18 protein-coding genes are annotated in these 20,675 nt (G+C 70.6%); 8 read left to right on the plus strand and 10 right to left on the minus strand.

All coding sequences use genetic code 11. From position 1 onward, the window contains the following. Positions 1-17: 17 nt before the first annotated feature. Positions 18-413: an SgcJ/EcaC family oxidoreductase gene (locus JHN45_RS13095; RefSeq protein ID WP_200710290.1), complete on the minus strand. Its 396-nt coding sequence runs from the start codon at positions 411-413 to the stop codon at positions 18-20. A gap of 113 nt (positions 414-526) precedes the next feature. Here JHN45_RS13095 and JHN45_RS13100 point away from each other — a divergent pair, with 113 nt between their 5' ends. Further along, positions 527-1,192: a nucleoside/nucleotide kinase family protein gene (locus JHN45_RS13100; protein WP_201049146.1), complete on the plus strand. Its 666-nt coding sequence runs from the start codon at positions 527-529 to the stop codon at positions 1,190-1,192. Between the two features lie 4 nt (positions 1,193-1,196). On the opposite strand, the gene JHN45_RS13105 is transcribed toward JHN45_RS13100, so the two are convergent. From JHN45_RS13105 to JHN45_RS13130, 6 genes are all read right to left on the minus strand, one after another. Further along, entirely contained in the window at positions 1,197-3,032 is a 1,836-nt protein-coding gene (locus JHN45_RS13105; RefSeq protein ID WP_201049147.1) for a hypothetical protein, read from the minus strand. Positions 3,033-3,083: 51 nt separating this feature from the next. Next, positions 3,084-4,823, minus strand: coding sequence for a hypothetical protein (locus JHN45_RS13110; RefSeq protein WP_201049148.1), 1,740 nt, complete (start codon positions 4,821-4,823; stop codon positions 3,084-3,086). Between the two features lie 2 nt (positions 4,824-4,825). Further along, positions 4,826-5,728, minus strand: a complete 903-nt coding sequence (locus tag JHN45_RS13115; protein WP_201049149.1) for a carbohydrate ABC transporter permease — start codon at positions 5,726-5,728, stop codon at positions 4,826-4,828. Beyond that, the gene (locus tag JHN45_RS13120) at positions 5,725-6,639 is read right to left on the minus strand and encodes a carbohydrate ABC transporter permease (protein ID WP_201049150.1); all 915 of its coding nucleotides are present in this window, start codon (positions 6,637-6,639) and stop codon (positions 5,725-5,727) included. The genes JHN45_RS13115 and JHN45_RS13120 overlap by 4 nt, the downstream gene beginning before the upstream one ends. Before the next feature lie 122 nt (positions 6,640-6,761). After that, on the minus strand, positions 6,762-8,084 hold the full coding sequence (locus tag JHN45_RS13125; protein ID WP_200710284.1) for an extracellular solute-binding protein: 1,323 nt from the start codon (positions 8,082-8,084) through the stop codon (positions 6,762-6,764). A gap of 275 nt (positions 8,085-8,359) precedes the next feature. Continuing rightward, complete coding sequence (locus tag JHN45_RS13130; RefSeq protein WP_307783098.1) at positions 8,360-9,493, minus strand: ROK family protein; 1,134 nt, start codon at positions 9,491-9,493, stop codon at positions 8,360-8,362. Positions 9,494-9,788: 295 nt separating this feature from the next. Here JHN45_RS13130 and JHN45_RS13135 point away from each other — a divergent pair, with 295 nt between their 5' ends. The 5 genes from JHN45_RS13135 to JHN45_RS13155 all read left to right on the plus strand — a co-directional run bounded on the left by JHN45_RS13135 (position 9,789) and on the right by JHN45_RS13155 (position 16,415). Then, positions 9,789-10,688 (plus strand): N-acetylglucosamine kinase, encoded by a 900-nt coding sequence (locus JHN45_RS13135; RefSeq protein ID WP_201049152.1) that lies wholly within the window; start codon positions 9,789-9,791, stop codon positions 10,686-10,688. Positions 10,689-10,889: 201 nt separating this feature from the next. Continuing rightward, positions 10,890-12,818: a phosphatase PAP2 family protein gene (locus JHN45_RS13140; RefSeq protein WP_201049153.1), complete on the plus strand. Its 1,929-nt coding sequence runs from the start codon at positions 10,890-10,892 to the stop codon at positions 12,816-12,818. Between the two features lie 92 nt (positions 12,819-12,910). Continuing rightward, a complete protein-coding gene (locus JHN45_RS13145) occupies positions 12,911-14,638 on the plus strand; it encodes a glycosyltransferase family 39 protein (RefSeq protein ID WP_201049154.1) in 1,728 nt (575 codons plus the stop codon). A gap of 67 nt (positions 14,639-14,705) precedes the next feature. After that, positions 14,706-15,629: a MurR/RpiR family transcriptional regulator gene (locus JHN45_RS13150; protein ID WP_200710279.1), complete on the plus strand. Its 924-nt coding sequence runs from the start codon at positions 14,706-14,708 to the stop codon at positions 15,627-15,629. 411 nt (positions 15,630-16,040) lie between these two features. Beyond that, on the plus strand, positions 16,041-16,415 hold the full coding sequence (locus JHN45_RS13155) for a hypothetical protein (protein ID WP_093623389.1): 375 nt from the start codon (positions 16,041-16,043) through the stop codon (positions 16,413-16,415). 27 nt (positions 16,416-16,442) lie between these two features. On the opposite strand, the gene JHN45_RS13160 is transcribed toward JHN45_RS13155, so the two are convergent. The 3 genes from JHN45_RS13160 to JHN45_RS13170 form a co-directional block, all read right to left on the minus strand. Then, positions 16,443-17,099, minus strand: coding sequence for a peptidoglycan-binding protein (locus JHN45_RS13160; RefSeq protein ID WP_200710278.1), 657 nt, complete (start codon positions 17,097-17,099; stop codon positions 16,443-16,445). A gap of 81 nt (positions 17,100-17,180) precedes the next feature. After that, positions 17,181-18,008: a hypothetical protein gene (locus JHN45_RS13165; RefSeq protein ID WP_200710325.1), complete on the minus strand. Its 828-nt coding sequence runs from the start codon at positions 18,006-18,008 to the stop codon at positions 17,181-17,183. Positions 18,009-18,087: 79 nt separating this feature from the next. Further along, a complete protein-coding gene (locus tag JHN45_RS13170; protein WP_200710277.1) occupies positions 18,088-19,179 on the minus strand; it encodes a substrate-binding domain-containing protein in 1,092 nt (363 codons plus the stop codon). Positions 19,180-19,387: 208 nt separating this feature from the next. Here JHN45_RS13170 and JHN45_RS13175 point away from each other — a divergent pair, with 208 nt between their 5' ends. Together JHN45_RS13175 and JHN45_RS13180 are read left to right on the plus strand one after the other, a co-directional pair. After that, complete coding sequence (locus tag JHN45_RS13175) at positions 19,388-20,062, plus strand: TetR family transcriptional regulator (RefSeq protein ID WP_200710324.1); 675 nt, start codon at positions 19,388-19,390, stop codon at positions 20,060-20,062. Positions 20,063-20,213: 151 nt separating this feature from the next. Continuing rightward, positions 20,214-20,627, plus strand: a complete 414-nt coding sequence (locus tag JHN45_RS13180) for a Zn-ribbon domain-containing OB-fold protein (RefSeq protein WP_200710276.1) — start codon at positions 20,214-20,216, stop codon at positions 20,625-20,627. Positions 20,628-20,675: the final 48 nt, after the last annotated feature.

The raw sequence follows: 20,675 nt of genomic DNA on the forward strand, positions 1-20,675 counted from the left end.
GAAGCGTCCTGAAAGGATCAGTCGTGCGGGAACGAGTGGTGCTCGTGCGCGACCCGCCAACGGCCGTGCTCCTTGCGCAGGCCGAAGGTGAGCCGCAGGCGCAGGGTGGGGTCTTCGGCGAGCTCCTCCGGGGTGCCGCAGCGGAGCAGGGCATGGGCGTAGGCGACATCCGTACCGGCCGTGATGTCGAGGGTGTCGATGTCGAATCGGGCGCCCTGTGCCTGCCATGCGAAGAACGGCGGCCAGCTGGCGCTGTAGGCGGCGAGACCATGGATGCCGGCGTGGGGCGGCGGGACGTCGTACATGACGAGGTCGTCCGTGTGGTCCGCCAGTACGCCGTCGAGGTCGCCGCGGTGGACGGCCGCGGCCCAGTCGGTGATGAGGGCTCGGATCTGTGTCGCGTCGTCGGACATGGGCGGCTCCTGTTCCTGTCCCCCACTCCATGGTCTCTCTGCTGACCGAATCCCCGATCTTCGGCGCGTCATCGCCCCGGCCGGGCGACCGAGACGGATGGCACACTCTCCCTGTGCCGCTGACCTTCGACGACCTCCTCACCCGTGCCACCGCGCTCGCCCGCCCCGGCAGCCGTGCCGTCCTCGGCATCGCGGGCAGCCCGGGCGCGGGCAAGACGACCCTCGCCGAACATCTGGTACGGGAACTCAACGGCACCGGCGAGCCATGGGTCGCGCACGTCCCCATGGACGGCTTCCACCTCGCCGACGTCGAACTGGACCGGCTCGGCCGCCGCGAGCGCAAGGGCGCGCCCGACACCTTCGACGCGGCCGGGTACGCGGCGCTGCTGCGGAGGCTGCGCGAGGAGACCGACGAGATCGTGTACGCGCCGGGCTTCGAGCGGGTCCTGGAGCAGCCGATCGCCGGTGCGATCCCCGTACTGCCCTCGGCCCGGCTGGTGGTGACGGAGGGCAACTACCTGCTGCTGGAAGCGGGTTCATGGGCGCGGGTACGGCCGTGTCTGGACGAGGTGTGGTTCTGCGAGGCCGACGAGGACGAACGTGTCCGTCGACTCGTCGCCCGGCACGAGGAGTTCGGCAAGGACCACGAGACCGCCGTGGCCTGGGTGTCGGGCACGGACCAGCGCAACGCCGACCTCGTCGCCGCGACGCGCGGCCGGGCGGATCTGGTGATCCCCCCGGCCGCGCTGCCGGCGCCGTACGGTGTGCCCCGCGGCTGAGGGCTCAGGCGTGGAGCGTCAGCTCCGGCTCCCCGTGGGCGTCGCCCGCCGCGTCGCCGATCACCGCGGTGAACGCCTCGGTGCGGACGGTCAGTTGACCGTTCTCGCCGCTCGTGAACTCGGCGGTGAGCGGCTCGGTTCCGGGGCCGTAGCGGACGACGAACACGTCCAGATCCTCCGGCGCGCCCGGTGCCGGGTCGGCCTCCAGGGCCGTGGAGGTGACCAGGTGGCTCCAGCCCTCGTCGGGGTTGCCGTAGCCGCGCGGGTCTGCGGCGAGGGCGAACGCCGCCTCCTGCTGGGAGAGTTCGGAGCGGGCGTCGAAGTGGTCCGGGCCCTCGCCGGTCGGGTGGGTGAGGCGCAAGGTGCCCGCGGCAGTGACGTCGCCCTCGGCCGTGCGGCGCACCCGGTCGCCGTCGTCCGCCGCGTAGGGCAGTCCGGCGAGCAAGTACGGTGCACCGTCGAGCCGTTCGACGGCGACCGTCGTCCACAGACGCGTGCCGTCGGTGACGTACAGGGAGCGGATGTGCCGCAGGACGTGGTCGCGGCCGACGACCGGCTTGGTGACCAGCTTGGCGGTCAGGCCGTCGGCGCGGACGTCACGGACCCGTACCTCGCCCATCGGGCGGCACAGCAGGAAGCCGTCGAGCACCGGGCCGAAGCCGTGCTGCCGGTTCACGGCCGCGGGCAGGTAGTACGTGCCGTCGGCCTCGACGACCGACGGGGTCATCTTCTTGTCGAAGGCCACCGACACGGTACCGGCGCGGAGTTGGTGGCGGACCGGCTCAGTCGACGGGGTGCGGTGCCAGGGCGTGGTGTCCTGGATCTGCCAGACCAGCATCCACGCGAAGTGGCCGTCCACTCCCCCGTCGGGCTTGACCGCGTGCCGGGCCCAGCGGCTGTCGCCACGGTAGCGGCCGATGTCCGCGCCGATACGGGCGCCGAAGTAGCGCAGGCCGAGGACCGACTCGAAGGCGGAGTGCTGCTCGCTGTAGCGCGGACCGCCGTTGTCGAAGCCGCCGTTGGTGAGGCGGGCGTCGATGTAGCGGGCCAGCGCCTCCCCGTCCTCGGCGAAGACGTCCTCGCCGCTGACGATATGGGCCTTGGCGAGGAAGGAGAGGGAGATCGGGCCGTAGTTGTTGTCGTACGCGCCGCCGTGCTCGGGCGGGAGCAGTGCGCCGCGGTCGCTCACGCGGTGGGCGCGGATCTCGTCCGCGTACACGGTGAGCGCGCGTTCGCGCACCAACTCACCTTCCCCTGAAGGGAGATGACTGGCCAGCATCAGACCGCCGACCACACAGCCGATCGCCTGGTTGCCGGCCTCCTGCGGGTTGAAGAAGGTCGCCTCGGTGAGCCAGCGCCAGTAGCCGTGCGCCAACTCGACGACAGCGGTGCGCTGTTCGTCGTCGACGAGTCCGTTCGTCGCGTCGAGGATGTTGACCGCCTGGAGCAGCGCCCACGCGGTGCTCGGCCAGTCGCCGATGGGGTGCGCGCCCGCCTCCAGGACGTAACGGGCGTACGGGAGACCTGAGTTGCGGACCCTCAGGTTCGGGTAGCCGGGGTTGTCCTCGGTGTAGACGCGCTCGCGGAGGTGGAAGGCGAGGCTGCGCCGAACCGCCTCGGGCAGCCGCGGGTCCTTGCCGCGCTGCCAGGCGAGGGCCAGCAGGGACGTGATGCCGAGCGAGGTGTCCCCGATGTCGTCGTAGCAGTCGGGGTGTTCGAGGTTGCCCTCCGGGGTGATGCGCCGCAGGGCCTGCTCGACGACGTCGGCGAGGACCGCGTCGTAGGCCTCCGGGGTGTCGGGGAGGTTGTGCAGCGGGCCGCGCTGGTGGAGGAGGTGCACGGGTGGATCAGCCCTTCGTACCGGAGGTGGCCGTGGCGTCGGTTGTCGAGGTCAGGATGCGGGTGCGGGGCGGCTGGTGCGCAGGGCAACACTCAGTGTTTGAGGACCGTTTCCACCTATGTAGACGCGGTTCCCTGTCGTCGCGTCGGTGCCGCCCACCACCGTGTAGTCCTGGCCCGGGTCGTACCGTAGTACGTCGCCGCGGTCCGGTCCGGCGAGCGGTTCGCCCGCCTCGACGTCTACCTCGACGCGGATCTCGTCGTCACCGACCCGGTAGGTCATCGGCCCGGTCGTCAGGCACCAGCGTCCGTCGCCGATCGGTGCGGCGCCCTCCACGACTCCCGCTGCAACTCCTTCGGCGCGGAAGGTCAGTTCGAGGGACCAGGGCACTCTCGGTCCGCTGATGTCGATCCGCAGGTCGGCGCCGTCGTCCCGCAGGTCGACCTCGACCCGGGTCGTGTGGGAGACCTCGTCCTGAGGGCGGTCGGGGAAGGCCATCGCCGCGGAGAAGCGGCCCTCGTCCACCAGAAGGTAGGCGCCGTCGTCGCGCCTCCGGTCCTTCGGGAGCGGCTGATAGTAGGCGGTTGTGAGGGTCTGAGTGAGCCGGTACCGGTTGTCGGCGAGCTGTTCCATGTCGGCGGCACGGAACGGACCCAGGTCGAAGAACACCCGCGAGAGGCGCACCGCGTCGAGGACGGCGGTACCGGCGAACAGGCGCAGGAAGGTGGGATTGCAGGCGAGGCCCGAGCGGATGCGCCCGTGCTCGGGCACGTCGGAGCCGCCGTACACCACGGTGTGCGTGGTGGCCGAGACATGTGCGGCGAGGCGTGCGGTGGGGAAGTACCGGTCGCGCGGGAGCTTCTCCGCGTCCGGGGCCGGCAGGGCGCGGCGCAGATCCGGAGTGAGGAGGGTCTGGGCGAGCAGGTCGGGGTCGTGGATGCCGTCGACGGCCGCCAGGCGGGCCGCGCGGGCGAAGTCGCCTCGGCCGGTGCGGATCGCCAGCAGCCGGTAGTGCGGCAGGTAGGGCCACAGCGCGAACGAAAGCCTCTGGTCCTGGCGGCGCGAGTGGACGGTCTCCACCGTGCCGTCCGGCCTGATCAGGTCCAGGGTCGTGGCGAGGTTGCGTTCGACGGCGTCCAGCAGGTCGGTACGCCCGAGCACCTCGGCCAGCAACAGCAGCGACGGGTTGGTCACGATGGACGCGTAGACGGCACTGCGTTCCGAGTACAGGCCCTCCGTGTCGATGTCGACGCCCTCGGCGAGCCACTCCTCGACGCGGTCGAGCAGCCGGTCGTCGGGGAAGGACCGATGCAGACGGGCGAGCGCCGCGCTCAGCTCCCAACGGTGGTTCGGGGTGTGCACGCCACCGGCCAGGAGAGGTCCGGTGGCGGCGCCCGCGATGTCGGCGAGCGCCGCCGTGACGTCGGCCAGTTCGGGCCCCGCGCCCGCGGCGAGGACGTACGCGTCGCACACGTCGTTGACGGTGAACGCGGAGTCCGGCGGCGACTGCACGTTGTCGCCGCCCGCGAAGAGGCCGGAGGCCGTCTGCAGGGACCGCAGGGCACGGAGGTGGGTCAGCGCGGCGGCGACCGCCCGCTCGCTACCGTGCAGGGCCGACTCCGGCGAGCGGTACGCCGCGACCAGGGTCTTCACCCGCCGGGCCAGGGCGCGGTGCGGCCCGATGAATTCCGCCGACGGGTCGGCCTCGAGCAGGGCGGCCGACCCGTCGGCGGCGAGTGCCGCCGCGCGGACGAACTCGTGGTCGAAGTCGCGGTCGAACGGGGTGGACAAGATCAGTCCTTAAGTCCGGCGTTGATGTCGGCGCCCATGACGTAGCGCTGGAAGACCAGGAAGATGACGATCAGCGGGATCATCGAGATGACCGAAGCGCCCAGCAGGACCGACCAGTTGATGTTCTGCGCGCCGACGATGCTCTGGATGCCGATCTGCACGGTGAACTTGTTCGGGTCGTTCAGCATCAGCAGCGGCCAGATGTAGTCGTTCCACCGCCACTGGAAGGACAGGATCGCGAGGGTCAGCATGATGGGCCGGGAGAGCGGCACCATGATCCGCAGGAAGATCGACAGTTCGCGGGCGCCGTCGATGCGCGCCGCTTCCACGAGTTCGTCGGGGACCGTGATGAAGAACTGGCGGAACATGAAGCAGCCGGTCGCGGTGAGCACGGCCGGGAGGATGATGCCGGCGAACGAGTTGTAGAGGCCGAGGTTGCGGACCACCAGGAACTCGGGGGCGAGCATGACCTCGCCGGGCAGCATCGTGGTGGCCAGGATGCAGATGAAGAACGCCTTGAGCCACCTGTTGTCGTACTTGGCCAGCGCGTACCCGGTGCAGCAGCTGACGCCCACCGTGAGGATCGTCGTGATGACGCACACGATGGTCGTGTTGATGAAGTACTGGGAGAAGTTGGCGCTGCGCCACGCCGCGGAGTAACCCGAGAAGGTGGGGTTGTGCGGAATGAAGGTCAGCGGATACGAGAACAGGTCGCTGGCCGGCTTGAGGGAGCTGAGGATGAACCACAGCACCGGCAGGCCGTAGAGGCACGCCAGGATCCACAGCAGTGTCGTCGCGGGTACGGCCCGCCGGAGCCCGCCGTCGCGCGCGTTGCGGGCCTTCCTCGCGGAAACGGGCCGTCGGGAACCGGCGTCGACCTTGCGTGGCGTGTCTGTGGTTGTCATCGGTTCTCCACCCGCCGGTTGACGATCAGCTGGATGATCGCGACGGCCATCAGGATGAGCATGAGCACGAACGACGCGGCGCTCGCGTAGCCGATCTGGCCCCGTTGGAAGCCGGTCTGATAGATGTACTGGACCAGCAGGTTGTTCGAGGTTCCGGGTCCGCCGTTGTTGAGGGAGACGAACACCGGGTACTCCTTCATCGCGTTGATCGTGTTGAGCAGGATCACGATGAACGAGGTGGGCGCGATGCTCGGCAGCGTGATGCTGATGAACTGGCGCCAGGGACCGGCTCCGTCGAGCGAGGCGGCCTCGTAGTACGACACCGGGACGTTCTTGATCGCCGCGATGAACAGCAGCATCGAGAAGCCCGTCCAGGCCCAGGACGCCGCGAACACCACCACCAGCAGCGACAGGTCGGCGTTCGACTGCCACGGAACGGCCGAGCCGCCGAGCTTCTCGATGACGTAGTTGACCAGTCCGAAGTTCTCGCCGAACAGCCACCGCCACAGGACACCCACGACGATGGGCGACAGCAGCCACGGGATGAAGAAGATGACACGGGCGACGGACGCGCCCTTGGCGTGCTTGCTCACCAGCAGGTTGGCGGCGAGCAGCGAGAGCGCGAAGTTCAGCGGGACGAACAGGACGGCGTAGAGCAGCGTCCGGGTCAGCGCGTCGTAGAAGGCGGAGTCCCCGAACAGGTTGTGGTAGTTGTCCAGTCCGATGAACTGGAACGCCCCCACACCGGTGTAGTTCGTGAAGGAGTAGACGAGCCCGATCACCGCCGGCCACACGAAGAACAGTGCGAAGAGCACGACATTGGCCGCGATGAGGACGAGCGGCGCGAGGGTGTAGGTGCTGCGTCGTTTCCTGGGCGGCCTCACGGACACGTCCGCGGCGCTTTTTGTCATCTTCCTGACTTCCGTGCTGGTGGATGGATTGCTGTGGGCTCACGCCGTGAGCCCGGCATCACGCGGCGGCCAGGGCCGGGCGGCGGTGTGCGATCCCGCCGCCCGGGCCCTTGGCCCTACGATCAGCCGCCGACCGCCGTGTTGTAGCCGTCCACGATGTTCTGCAGGGCCTTGTCGACCGACTGCTGGCCGTTGATCGCCTTGCCGAGCTCCGTCTTGGTCGGGTCGGTGGCGAGGCTCTTGCCCTTCAGCACCCAGGCCGTCTGCGCGCCGTTGAAGTAGCCCGAGATCGGGGCGTACAGCGGGATCTCCTCGTTGTAGAGCTTGAACGCCGCCTGCGCCGCAGCCGACTTGAAGGGGTACTTCGGGCTCAGACCGCTCTCGACCGGGAGGAAGCCGGAGGTCTCGACCAGCTCGGTGTACTGCTTGGGCTCGTACACCCAGGACAGGAACTTCTTCGCGGCGGCGGAGGCCGCGCTGTTGTTGTTGAAGCCCACCATCATGCCGCCGCTGTTGACGTCACTGGCCTGCACCGGCTGGGCCGGGGTCGGGACGCTCGCCCACTCGAACTTCTTGATGCTGTCCGCGAAGGAGGCGACCTGCCAGACACCGGACCAGTAGGCGACGACGTCACCGCTCTGGAACATGGCCGACGGGTCGGCGCCGCTCGTCCACACCGACTTCGGCATGGTCTTGTCGTCGTTCAGACCGACGAAGTACTTGACGGCCTTCTTGGTCGCGTCGTCCACCGAGAACTTGCCGGAGGAGTCCGCGTGGACGTACTTGCCGCCCATCTCGTACACCATGGCGCGGAGCCGGGACGGCGACTGGTCGAAGGTCAGGGAGTACTTGGCGCCGGTCTTCTCGCGGACCTTGTTGGCCGCCGCGATGAACTCGGTCCAGGTCCAGGTGTTCGAGGGCGAGCTCGGGACGGCGACGCCGGCCTTCTCGAACAGCGACTTGTTGATGAACAGGCCGGACGCGGTGACGTCCGAGGGGATGGCCAGCACCTTGCCGGACGAGTCCTTGGCGAGGAAGTTGGAGTTGATGTTGTTGGCCTTGTTGCCGCTGATGGAGCTGAGGTCGATCAGCTTGCTCGACCAGATCGGGTCGAGGGCGGGGACGTCGGCGACATCCGGCAGGGAGTTGGCCTGGGCGGCGTTGTGCAGCTTCGTCGGGTACCCGTCGTAGGGGATGTTGACGAGCTTGACGCTGACGCCCTCTTCCTTCTTGTACTGCGCCACCAGCTTCTTCCAGCCCGCGTCCTGGCCCGGGACCGTGGAGATCCAGAAGGTCAGCGACTTGGAGGTGCCGCCGGAGCCGGAGCCGGAGCCGCAGGCGGTCAGGAGCAGGGCCCCTGCCGAGGCCGCGGCAGCGAGAGGAACCATCCGGCGCATGCCGCCGCGGACGAGTCGGCGGGAGCTCCGCACACTCACTCTGGTCATCTTTCGATCCCTTTTCTTCGTAGCGGAGGAAGCACGGCGCCATCCGAGGCGGCACAGGTGCATTCTGCAGAAAGGTTCGCTTTCAGGGGGTTTGGCCTCGCCCGGCCTCGCCGTTCTGATGGGTGGCATCCCCGGCCCTCTCGGCCGCTGCCGCACAAGCACACCCTGGTGCGGTTGCCGTACTTCTCGTACGGGCGGGAGGCTCACTCCGAGTCGACGTCCCGGCCGACTTAGAAAGCGCTTGTCCGGACATTGGCAGACCGAGTCCGAGGCCGTCAATCCTTCACCCCCGCGGCATCGGTCACGGTTTGGACTCCTCTGGCGACCGCGAGCCGCGCGGCGCCCACCACGGTGCCGAGATCGCCGACCGTGCTGCTCACCACCTCGGTGGGCCAGCTCAGTCTCCCCAGCTCGGTGCGCACCCCGGGCAGCAGCTGCGGGTCCGCGCCCGTGCTGCCGCCCAGGACGATCAGTCCCGGGTCCAGTACGGCCGCCACGGCCGCGGCGAGTCTGCCCACGTCGGCGGCATGCCGGCCGACCAGGGCGGCCGCCGTGCGCTGCCCCTGGGCGGCCAGCGCGAACAGCTGGTCGACGGTGTCCGGGCAGGGCCCGTCGGTCCCCTGCCAGGCCGCGGCGGCCCGGCGCAACAGCGACCGGGCGCCCACGTACTCCTCCAGGGCCTCTCTACGGGGCTCCACGGCGTCGTCCCAGGGGTAGGGCAGCCGGGCCAGCTCACCGGCCGCGCCGTTCGCACCGCGCAGCACATGGCCGCCGACGACGATGCCGAGACCGATACCGACGCCGATCCGCAGATAGCCGAAGGTGTCACGGCCCCGCGCGGCGCCCTCGTGCAGCTCGGCGAGCGCGGCGCAGTTGACGTTGTTCTCCAGGTGGACCGGCACATCGGGCGGCAGGGCGACCGCCATGGCGTCGAACACCGGGCCGGCCTTGGCGGTCGCGGGGCGCATCCCGGCGCCGGCCCGGTTCCGCGCGGCGACGTCACCGACGGCGACGACAACGGTGCGCAGCGGGGTGTCGGCGGGCAGCGCGTCGAGGGCCTCGCGCACGGCGTCGGCCGCGTCCTCGCGGGACTCGGTGGCCTCGGCCAGCAGCGTGCCGTCGAGGGCGCAGCCGCGAACCCGGGTGAGGGCGGGGCCGAGGTCGACGGCGAGGACGGCACCGGCGGCCGGGCCCAGCCGGTAGACGGCGGCGTTGCGGCCCGTACCGCCCGAGGCGGTGCCCGAATGGGCGGCGAGCCGGACGTTCTCCAGTTCGACGACGGCGGAGGACACCGTCGGCTTGGACAGGCCGGCCAGGCTCGCGAGCTGCGGGCGGGTCGCGCTGCCGGCTCTGGCCAGCACCTCGAACACCGCGCTCGCGCTCTCGGTCAGCCGAGACGCCCGCGCCACGACGTGTTCCACACTTCCCCCAGTTCACAGGCCGCGCGCCCGGTGGGTGTCCATGGGCTGCGGCGATGGGATGTCCTGGCGTCACGCGGCCCCGGACGGTGGTTCCCGTTGCCTGATACGCGATGCCTCTTGACGCACTGTACTTCGTTAGTTAACTTCCTAACGAACGTCACGGTACTCGCCTGCCGTGGTCCGACAGAAGCCCGTCCCGGGGCTTCCCTAGTGCTCCAACTTCCGTCCCCCCGGACACGGTTCGCCCACCGTCGCAGCACAGCGCAACGACGAAAGAGGTTCCGTGCAGGACTCCACGCCCCTCGTGGTCGGCATCGACGTGGGTGGCACCAAGACACATCTGCGCGCCTGCGCGGGCTCGGATGTCGTCGCCGACCACATCCGTGCCAGCAGCGGCTGGCGGCCGCACGACATCGCGACCGCCGCCGACTGGCTGACCGCACTGGTCCATGACTCCCTGCCCGCACACGCGCGCCCCTCCGCGGTCGCCGTGGGCGGGCACGCCTGTGAGACGCCCCGCCAGTGCGCCGAGATCCGGGCCGCGCTGGAAAAGCGTCTCGGGATTCCCGCGCTCGTCGTGGGGGACGCCGAACTGCTCGTCCCCGCGGCCGGGTTGGACAAGGGGGTCGGCCTGGTGGCCGGCACCGGTTCCGTCGCGGTGGGCCTGCTCGCCGACGGCAGCCGGCTCCAAGTGGGCGGCTGGGGCGCCGTACTCGGCGACGAGGGCGGCGCCGCCGGTCTCGTCCGCGAGGCGGCCCGCGCCGCCTGGGCCGCGCACGATCGCGGCGAGGCTCCGGACCTGCTCGCCCTGGGACTCGTCGAGGCGTTCGCCGTGACCGAAGTGCCCGCGCTCGGCGCCGCGTTGGAAAGCGCTTCCGACGTCTCCGCCGACTGGGGCCGCCACGCCCGCGTCGTCTTCACCGCCGCCGACACCGGCTCGCTCCTCGCGCGCGAGGTGATAGCGGAGGCCGGTCGGTCGCTCGCCGCACTCGTCGTACGGCTCGCCGAACGCGGCGTCCCCGTCGACGACGTGGTGGTCGCGGGCGGCACCGTCCTCGCCCAGCCCCGCCTGTACGAAGCCTTCACCACGGCGCTCGCCGAACGGGTGCCGGGGGCACGGCCGCAGCCCATCCGGGTACCGCCCGTCGAGGGCGCGGTGGCACTGGCCCGATCGATCCTGTGAACCGCACAACTCCCGTTCACCCGGGGGTCATGTGACGGACGCCGAACCCCCTCCGCGGGGACACGGCTCGCCGTAAACCTTCGCACGTACGCATCAGTAGGCGTATGCGCTTTCATACGTCACACGCGCACCCCGAACCACAGCAGATCGCACGACCCCACCGGCCCCAGGGGCCGTAGAACTCAAGAGAGGCACACACCCATGCCGTCACCCGCCGGGCACCGCACTGACGCCGGTCGACTCGCCGTGAACAGACGTGGATTCCTCAAGACCTCGCTCGGCGCCTCGGCCGGCGTGGTCGCCGCGCCGACGCTGGTCGGCTGGCTGGCCGCCGCGGACGCCAAGGCCGCCACGGCTCCGCTCGCGTTCGTGGACGACTACAGGACGAACGTCATCACGAACCTCACCCCCGAGACCAACGCCGTGGTGCGGGTCCTCGGCGGCATGGCCCGGATATGGAAGACGGGCGCCACCTGGAACACCGGCACCCCGCTGCGCCCCGAGATCCTGCGCGCCAACATGCGGTACTGCATCGACCTCACCGCCCGCCGCACCGAGGCACAGGCCAAGGAGGCGTTCCTCTACGACCGGCAGCACCAGAGCTACGCGATGATCGCGGGCCTGGGTCCGCTGGCCGACCTGTACAAGTCCGGTGCCCTGGCGGTCACTTCGATCACCAGTGCCCCGGACTCCACCCCGGCGACAACGATCAACGACGCCGTCCCGGCCGACGCCCCCGCCGGTGCCGCGCTCGGCGCCGGCTCGCACGACTCCGCGCTCGGCAAGGTGGCCGAACTCGTCGACACCCTGCGCGGCAACTACGCGTCGGGCAACCCGAGCAAGTACGCCTACCAGTACCCGCGTCCGTGGCGCATGAACGAGAAGAGCGAGGTCGTCGACACCGGCACGGTCGACGCGCTCGGCTACCCGGTCTACGACTCCAAAGTGATCGTCGCGCCCCAACTCCTGCGCCAGCGCAGCACGTCACCGACCGACGACGCCGGTTTCCCCAGCGGCCACACCAACGCCTTCCACCTGGCGGGCCTCGCCTACGCGTACGCCGTACCGGAGCGTTTCCAGGAACTGGTCACCCGCACCCTGGAGTTGAGCCACACCCGGATCATGGCCGGCATGCACTCCACGGTCGACGTCATCGGCGGCCGCATCATGGCCACCGCGCTGGCCGCCGCCACCCTCGCCGACCCGGCCAACGCCACGCTCAAGGCCGCCGCGCGCGCCCAGGCCCTCGCCTACTTCGAGGCGAAGACCGGCACGACGGCGGACACCCTGTACGCCTACGCGCACTCGGCGACCACCGCGACCGACCCGTACGCGGACCGGACCGCCAACTCCCGTGCGGTGCAGCCCAAGTTCACCTACGTGCTGACCCGCAGCGGCCGTGACACGGCGCTGACCGTGCCCAAGGGCGCGGAGGTGCTGCTGGAGACCCGACTGCCGTACCTCGACGCGGCCCAGCGGCGCGAGGTGCTGCGCACCACCGCGCTGCCCTCCGGCTACATCCTGCTCGACGGCTTCGAGCAGTGGGGCCGCCTCAACCTCTTCGCGGCGGCGGACGGTTACGGCTCCTTCGACTCCGACGTCGTCGTCGCCCTCGACGCGGCGGCCGGGGGCTTCGGCGCGACCGACGCCTGGCGCAACGACATCGACGGCTGCGGCGGCCTGACCAAGCAGGGCACCGGAACGCTCACCCTGACCGGGCACAACGCCTACACCGGCGGGACCGTCCTCAAGTCCGGTGCTCTGGTGGCCGGTTCGGCGCACGCGCTCGGCCACGGTGACGTGAGCGTGCTCGGCGGTTCGCTGCGGGTCTCCGAGTCCGTGCAGATCCACGGCACGTACACCCAGCAGTCCGCCACGCTGGAGGTCACGCTGCGCTCGGGCCACCAGCCCGCCGTCGAGATCACCCGGCGCGCGACGCTCGGCAAGGGCAGCGCCCTGTCCCTGCGGCTCGACGCCGAGCACCCGCCGGCCGCGGGCTCCACGGTGCGCGTCCTGGGCGCCTCGGCGCTGCGCGGCCAGTTCGACAGCATCACGCTGAACTCGGACAAGCTGCGGGCCGTACCCGTGTATACGACGGAAGGTCTGTCGGTACGACTCCTGAAGCGGTGACGCCCCTGGTGGCGGGAGCGATGCGACAGTGGGGCCATGACCCGGCTCCGCATCGCTCCCGCCACCGAACGGCCGGCCCCACCGCAGGGCGGATGATGGCGCGCGAACAGCACTCGGTCCTCGACCCCGGCACGCTCGACGACGGCGACGGCGGGGCTTCCCCGCCGCGCGCGGCGGAGAGCCGGCCGGCCCGTCTCCGCGCCGGGCTGCGGCGCCACCGGCGGTGGCTGCTGCCGCTCCTGGTGGCGCTGCTCCTCGCGCAGATGGCCGCCGTGATGGTCACGACCGCCCTCCAGCAGACACCGACCATCGACGAGCCGGTGTACGTGGCCACCGCCACGGTCTATCTGCGCGAGCACAGCCTCGACTACAACCCCGAGCACCCGCCCCTCGGGAAGCTGGTGATCGCCGCCGGGATCGCCCTCGCCGATCCGCACTTCGACGCCGGCTACAAGGGCGACCAGGGCGAGTTGGGCCGCCATCTGCTGTACGAGTCGGGCAACGACCCCTGGCGGCTGATGTTCTGGGCCCGGCTGCCGGTGATCGTGCTGACGCTGCTCTTCGGACTGGTCGTGTTCGCCTTCGCCCGTGAACTCGTGGGCGCGGCAAGGGGGTTGGTGGCACTCGCGCTCTACGTCTTCTCCCCCGACGTGATCGCCCACGGCTCGCTGGCCACGCTCGACGTGCCGGAGGCCGGCTTCCTGCTGACATCGGTGTGGCTGCTGTGGCGGGCCCGGCGGCGGCCCCGGCTCTACGTCCCGCTCGCGGGCGCCGCCCTCGGTGCGGCCGTGGCGACGAAGATGAGCGCCCTGCCCGCCGTACCCGTGCTGATGCTGCTGGCGGTGGCGTCGGTGTGGTCCGCCCGCCGCCCGACCGACCGTGACGCGCGGCGGCGGGCGCTGCTCCTCGGCGCCGCGAGCGCGGTGGTCGTGGCGCTGGTCGCGGTCGCCGTCGTATGGGCGTCGTATCTCGTGGTGGACCCGCAGTTGCGGTTCACGTCCACGGAACCCGTGCCCGCCGTCCACGGGCTGCGCGGGCGGGTGGTCGAACTGCTGCCGTTCCCACGGGCGTTCCTCGACGGGATGCGCATCCAGTTCGGCCTGGAGGACTACCCGTGGCAGGGCTTCCTGTTCGGGCACCTCTACACCGGATCCCACTGGTACTACCTGCCGGTGGCACTGCTCGTGAAGACCCCGCTCGGCATGATCGCCCTGTGGGCGGCGGGTGCCGTCACGGTCGTGGCGGTACGGCGGCTGCGGCCGGCGGCGCCCTATCTGCTCGGGCCCACCGCCGTACTGCTGGCCGCGGCAATGGACGGCTCGCGCGACTTCGGCACGCGGTACGCGATCTTCGTGCCGATGTTCCTGGCGGTCGCGGCGGCCTGTGTGCCGGTGCTGCGGTGGCGGTGGGCGGCGCTGTCCACGGGGGTGTTGGTGGCCTTCGTGGCAGTGAGTTCGCTGCGGACGTTTCCCTACTATCTGCCGTACTCCAACGAGGCGTTCGGCGGTCCGGCGAAGACCTATCTGCGGCTGCACGACTCGAATGTCGACTGGGGCCAGGATCTCGGCAGGCTCGCCGACCGGCTCCGTGAGCGGTACGCGGGCGAGCGGATCTGGCTGGTCTACAAGGGCAGTGGTGTGCCGTCGTACTACGGGATCGAGTCGTCCGATCCGCGCAAGGCAGGGGTGCGCGAGGTGCACGGTCTGCTGGTCGTTTCGGACACCGCGATCGACAAGGCGCAGGGGAAACTGGCCGAGTTGATCGACAGCAGTCGTCCGATCGATCAGGTCGGTCATTCGATCACCATTTACCGGCGCTGATCGCCCGCTGGTCACAACGCTCTGTGAGCTATGTTGAGTGACCGTGGGAGACAAAGGAGGCGGATCCGTGCCATCGCCGCAGCAGGCACGAGCCCAGGCATCCGCCATCACCTCGGGAAAGACCGACCCGGAAGTCGGGGCGGCGCCGACTTCCCAACTCCGTGAACTCTTCGACGGGCCACGGCTGTCGCCGGGTCAGCGGCGCATCGCCCAGTACCTGATCGAGCACATCACCGAGGCCGCGTTCCTCTCCATCACCGATCTCGCGGAACGCGTCGGCGTCAGCCAGCCCTCGGTGACCCGGTTCGCCGCGGCGGTCGGCTTCAGCGGTTACCCGGCGCTACGGGAGCGGCTGCAGGCGATCGCCCTGAGCACCCTCGCGGGCGGCCCGGCGGCGGCCGAGGTCAACCGCAGCAACGAACTCCAGGCCGCCGTCGACGCCGAGATCGAGAACCTGGAGAACCTGCGCCGGGACTTCGCCGACCCCGACCGGCTGATCGACCTCGGCCGCGAACTGTCGGCGTCCACCCCGCTGACCGTCCTCGGCCTGCGCATCTCCGTCTCGCTGGCCGAGTACTTCGCGTACGCCGCACGCCGTATCCACCCCGACGTACGGCTGGTGACCAGGGGCGGCAGCGTCGCCTACGACGCGATCCTGCAGTCCCGCGAGGCGGGCGGAACCTGGCTGCTGGCCTTCGACATGCCGCGGCACGCGCACGAGACGCTGACCGCGCTCCGGGTGGCCCGCAGCGCCGGGCTCAAGGTGGCCCTCGTGACCGATCTCGCGCTCGGCGCGCTGGCCGACGAGGCCGACATCACCTTCGCCATCGGCACCGGCTCCCGCCTGGTCTTCGACTCCTACGCGGCGCCGGGCGTGATGGCCGCCGCCCTGCTCCAGGCCATGACGGACGCCGATCCCGAGCGCACCCAGGCCCGCCTGGAGGACTACGAGCAGATCGCCGAGCAGCACCAGTTCTTCATGCGGGACTGACCCGCCCCTCCCCCCTTGAATCACTTCGGACCGGGACGATTCCGCCCATTTCGCGCATGAATGTTTTCATACGCCTTGCAAAGAAGACGGCATATATAAATACTGCTCACGGATCGCGTCCGGCCCACTCCGGACCCGTTCCGCACCCGTGAGCCCAGCGCTCGCACCCGCCCCGAGAAAGCACCGGTCCGCCCATGCGCACGCCGATCCACCTGCCGCGCCGGCGACACCCGTCCTCCGGGGCTCCTGCACGGACACCCTCAGCCGCCGTCTCCTACCCGCGTCGGCGCCAGGGGTGTTCGGTCGGGCATCGCCTGCGCGAGCGCCCAGGGCGGCCCCGGTCATCCCCTAGACCGGGGCCGCCCCACACCGTCGGACCACCCCCCGCGCCGCACACCGGGAAGCGATGACATGCAACTCACCACCACCCGCATCAGCCAGGACTGGCCCTGCCAGGTCAAGACGCCCGGCAGCTACGACTGGGAGCGCTCGGCCGCCAAGTGGCTGCGCGAGCTGGTGCCGGCCCGCTACGCCAGCTACCCCGCGTTCATCCGCCACCCCGTGCTGCTCGCCCGCCACGCCCAGATCCAGGTCCAGCACGAGATCCGCGTGGCCCGCACCGCCCTGCAGACCGCACGCGCGGACCTGCCCGGCATCGGCCTCCCGGAGTCGGTCATCGAGCACACCATCAAGCTGTACGCCGCCGAGCTCCTCCAGCTGCAGCACATCGCGCGCAGCGTCCGCGCGGTGACCGAGGCACTGGTCGGACACAGCACGGGCCGCTGACCGGCCGAGCCGCTTCGGGCGCGGGCCCTACTGGCCCGCGTCGAGCGTGGTGCGCGACTCCAGATCCTTGCGGGTGTCGTCGCCGTAGACGCCGTTCTCGTCGCCGCGGATGCCGTACCAGAGCTGGAAGCGGGCGACGGCCTCCTTGAGGGTCGCGTCGAACTGGCCGCTGGTGGAGCCGTTCTCGTAGACGTTGGGGATGCGCAGCAGGCGTTGTTCGAGCTCCGTCACCTCGGGGCCGCTGTCTCCCTCACGGAGGGTGCCGGTGCCGTCGGGGTCGGAGCCGGCGGCACTCGTGGCGGTGGCCGAGGTCACCGGGGTGGGTGTGGTGACCGGTTGCGCGGTGCTGGCCTCGCCCCTGCCGGGCAGCAGCAGGGCGCAGGCGAAGCCGACCAGGGCGGCGGCACTGACGCCGATGGTGATGGCGGCCCTGCGGAGTCCGGGACCGAAGGGGCTGTCGCTCTGTACCGGGCGCACGTCACCGCGTACGGGCGGCAGTTCCTGCGTCTCGTCGTCGGAGCCGAAGAACGGCCGGGGCAGCGGGACCGACTCGAAGACGGAGGAGTCCCGGCGGGGCTCCCGCATCAGCTCCGCGAGATTGTCGGAGCGGCGGCGGCGCAGTACACGGGCGGGTTCCAGGACCGGGCCGCCGGACGAGGCTCCCGGTTCGGGCGGTGTAGACACACTGCTCTCCTTCCGTTCCGCGCGCACGGATCTCCGCCATCCTCGTGGAGAGATACGCGCGCACGGCCTCAGGAGTTCAGGTCACGCTCCGACGAACCGGTGCAGGGATGCCTTCAGCGCGGCGACGAACGCGTCCCGGCGCGTGTCGTCGAGCGCCTCCAGGGACAAGTAGGGGTTCAGGTCCTCCAGCTCGACCAGCAGCAGTCCGCCGTCGGGGGCGCGGCAGGCGTCGACGCGCTGGATGCCGTGGTCGATGGTGTTCCAGTCCACGAACCGCTGCGCGAACTCCAGGTCGGCGGCGGTGGGTTCATAGGTTTCGAGCCGCCAGCGCTGCTCGGTGTCCGGGGCGTACAGGGCGTACTGGAAGTCGTGGTCGACGAAGTAGAAGGACACCTCGTACGAGAAGTCGACGCACGGCTGGACCAGGACGGTCCCGTCGGCGAGGGCCGGGAGGCGGTCCGCCGACACGATCTGCAGGCCGATCGAGTCCGCGCCGAGCTTGGGCTTGACCACGTACTTGTCCGTGAGTGGCAGCCGGTCCAGGTCCTCGATCCGGTCGACGGTCGGGATGACCGGGAAGCCGGCTGCGCCGAGGTCGAGGAGGTACTGCTTGCCCGCCATGTCCGCCCGGCCCGACAGCTGGTTGTAGACACGGGTCCCGGCCTCGGTCGCGCGCTCGCGGAACGCGTCGTACTCCGTCTGGTAGGCGAGGACGGGACCGCTGTTGCGGACCACGACCGCGTCGAACCCGTCCATCAGCCCGGCCGCGTCCAGCGGATGACACAGCGCCAGGTCGAAGTCCTCGCGCAGCCGCGAGGTCAGGTCGATGTCCTCGTCGCAGTAGCGGCGCCCGCGTGCCTGGTAGGCCAGGTCGGTGACGTACAGGATGCGGGGGCGGGCCGGAGGCAGGGAGGGCATGCCGGTTCTTCTCCTTGGCTGGGGGTGTGGAGAGCGTTCGCGCGTAATGATCAAAACGGTCGGATCGTGTTCACCAGGTGAGCGGCCCGTCTCCGCAGGAGGCACGGATCCTCAACTCGGGGAGGAGTTCCACGTGTTGACGAGGGGCCGGGCGTGCTCCGTTGTTGCGCTCGGCGAGCCGGCCGAGCAGCAGCTTCGCGGCCAGCTCCCCCACCGACCGTTTCGGCGGGGCGACGGCGGTGAGCGGGACGTCGGCGAGCGGGGCGACCTCGTCGTCGTAGGCGATGAGCGCCAGGTCGTCGGGGACGCGGATGCCGCGGGCCTGGAGCCGGGGCACGAGCACGATCGCGTCCTCGTCGCTGTGCACGAGGGCGGCGGTGACCCCGCGGTTGCGCACCGCGTCGGCCAGGAAGTCCACGCTCGCCTCGTAGTCGCCGTGTTCGCGGACCGAGGGGGCGCCCGGGACGGCTTCGAGACCGAGGGACCGTACGGCCGACCCGTAGCCCTCGATGATCGGGGCGGCGTGCGGGCCTTCCTGGAGCACCGCGGTGATCCTGCGGTGGCCGAGGGCGGCGAAGTGGCCGACGGCGACCGCGGCGCCATGGGCCCGGTCGGTGCGCACCCGGTCTAGGGCGGCGGCCGGGTTGCCGGACGGGGCGGAGCGTTCGACCAGGACGGTGGGCACGCCCCGGTCCACCAGCCACCGCTCCTGGCCGTCGACGGGCACACCGCCGGACCAACTGGGCGCCACGAGCAGCCCCTCCGCACCGCCCGCGAGCAGATGCCCGGCCTGCACGGCGTCCTCCGTGTCGACGTATCCGGACACCCCGAGGACCAGCCGGCCGCCCTGGGCCCGTACGGCCTCGCGGGCGCCGCGCACGATGTCGGCGAAGATCGAGGCGGTGGTCGGCACGATCATTCCGATCACCGGGCCCTCGGCGGGCTCCGGCAGCACCGGCGGCTCCACGACGGCCCCGCCCGGCCACACCACCGCGCCGTGCAGTCGTCGCACCCGGCCCTGTGTGGCCAGCGCCTCCACGTCGCGCCGCAGGGTGACGGCGGAGACGCCCAGTTCCGCGGCGAGTTCGGCGACGCGCAGGCTGCCGCGCTCCTTGACGAGTTCGAGCACCCGCTCATGGCGCTGGTCGACGTGAAGTCGCATGGGTCCCCCTGAAGGCACTGCTGGTCGCCGTCACTCTATGCCTCGGACCGTATCGACCGTCTCGATCGTCTCGACCGCATCGGCTGCCACGCTCCGTCATGAACCTCAGTGACATGCCTCAGGGGACTCAGTTCCCTTTTGGCACCGCACTGAGTGCCATCCGTGTCGGCCTGGTGCTACGTTCCCGTCCATGAGCTCCAAGCCGCCCATGCGGGACGCCCTGGTCGCGGCCGCCTTCCAGCTGTTCCTGGAGCGGGGCTACGAACAGACCACCATCGACGACATCGTGGCACTGGCCGGGGTCGGACGGCGTTCGTTCTTCCGCTACTTCCCGTCGAAGGAGGACGTGGTCTTCCCCGACCACGAGCGCTGCCTCGCCGACATGACGGCGTTCCTGGCGTCCGGCGGCGACGAGCACGAACCCGTGCAGCGGGTCTGCGACGCGGCCCGGCTCGTGCTGCGGATGTACAACGAGAATCCGACGTTCTCGGTCCAGCGCTACCGCCTCACCAAGAAGGTGCCGGGCCTCCGCGCATACGAACTGTCGGTGGTGTGGCGCTACGAGCGGGCCCTCGCCGACTATCTGCGCGGGCGCTTCGCCGGGCGGCCCGACGGCACCCTCCAGGCCGATGTGATCGCCGCCGCCGTGGTCGCGGCGCACAACAACGCGCTGCGCTCCTGGCTGCGTTCGGACGGACAGCGCGACGCGGCCACCGAGGTGGACCACGCGCTGGGGTATGTGCAGTCCGCCTTCGGGAATCCACCGGCACCCGTCGCCGTGCTGCAACAACAGCCCGAGGACGTCGTGGTGGTCGTCTCCCGGCGTGACGCACCGCTGTGGCGCGTGGTCCAGGAAATCGAGTCCGCGCTCGGCCGCGACTGAACCGGAAAAATACGAGGGTACGCAGTATCTTTACGCCTGGCACTGAGTGCCATACGCTGTGGTCGTGCACGGTGGCACGGCGGGCCGCGCACATGCGTGCCCGGCTCGGCCGCGCACGCGGGATTCCGGCCGAGCGCAGGGAGTTGACAGCGTGTACCACCACTCAGGATTCGCGACCCGTCCGGCAGTCGGCTCCCCAGCGGGCGTACTCGAACCGCACAGCCCGGACGGGGACACGATCCTCTTCCAGCGCTGCACCTGGTGCGGCACCTCGATGTACCACCGGCTCCTGTGCCCGGTCTGCCAGGGCGGCGACCTGCGCACGGAGCGCAGCGAGGGCACCGGCACGGTGCGCCACTCGACGGTCGTGCACCGCAACACCCCCGCCGCCCGCAATGTGTCGCTGATAGAGATGGCCGAGGGCTTCGTGGTCCGCGGCCGGGTCATCGGCCACCCCATGGGCATCCACAGCGGCGACCGCGTCCGGCTGTCCACGGCCAAGGACCCCGTGCGGGGCGAACCGGTCTTCCAGCTCCTCGACGAGCCGTACCGCGCCTGGCACTGACCGCCGACCGGCCGACACCCATCGGCAAGCGGACTCCGAACGGCCGCG

This window comes from Streptomyces sp. MBT53 (genome assembly GCF_016654115.1).
Classification (GTDB): domain Bacteria; phylum Actinomycetota; class Actinomycetes; order Streptomycetales; family Streptomycetaceae; genus Streptomyces.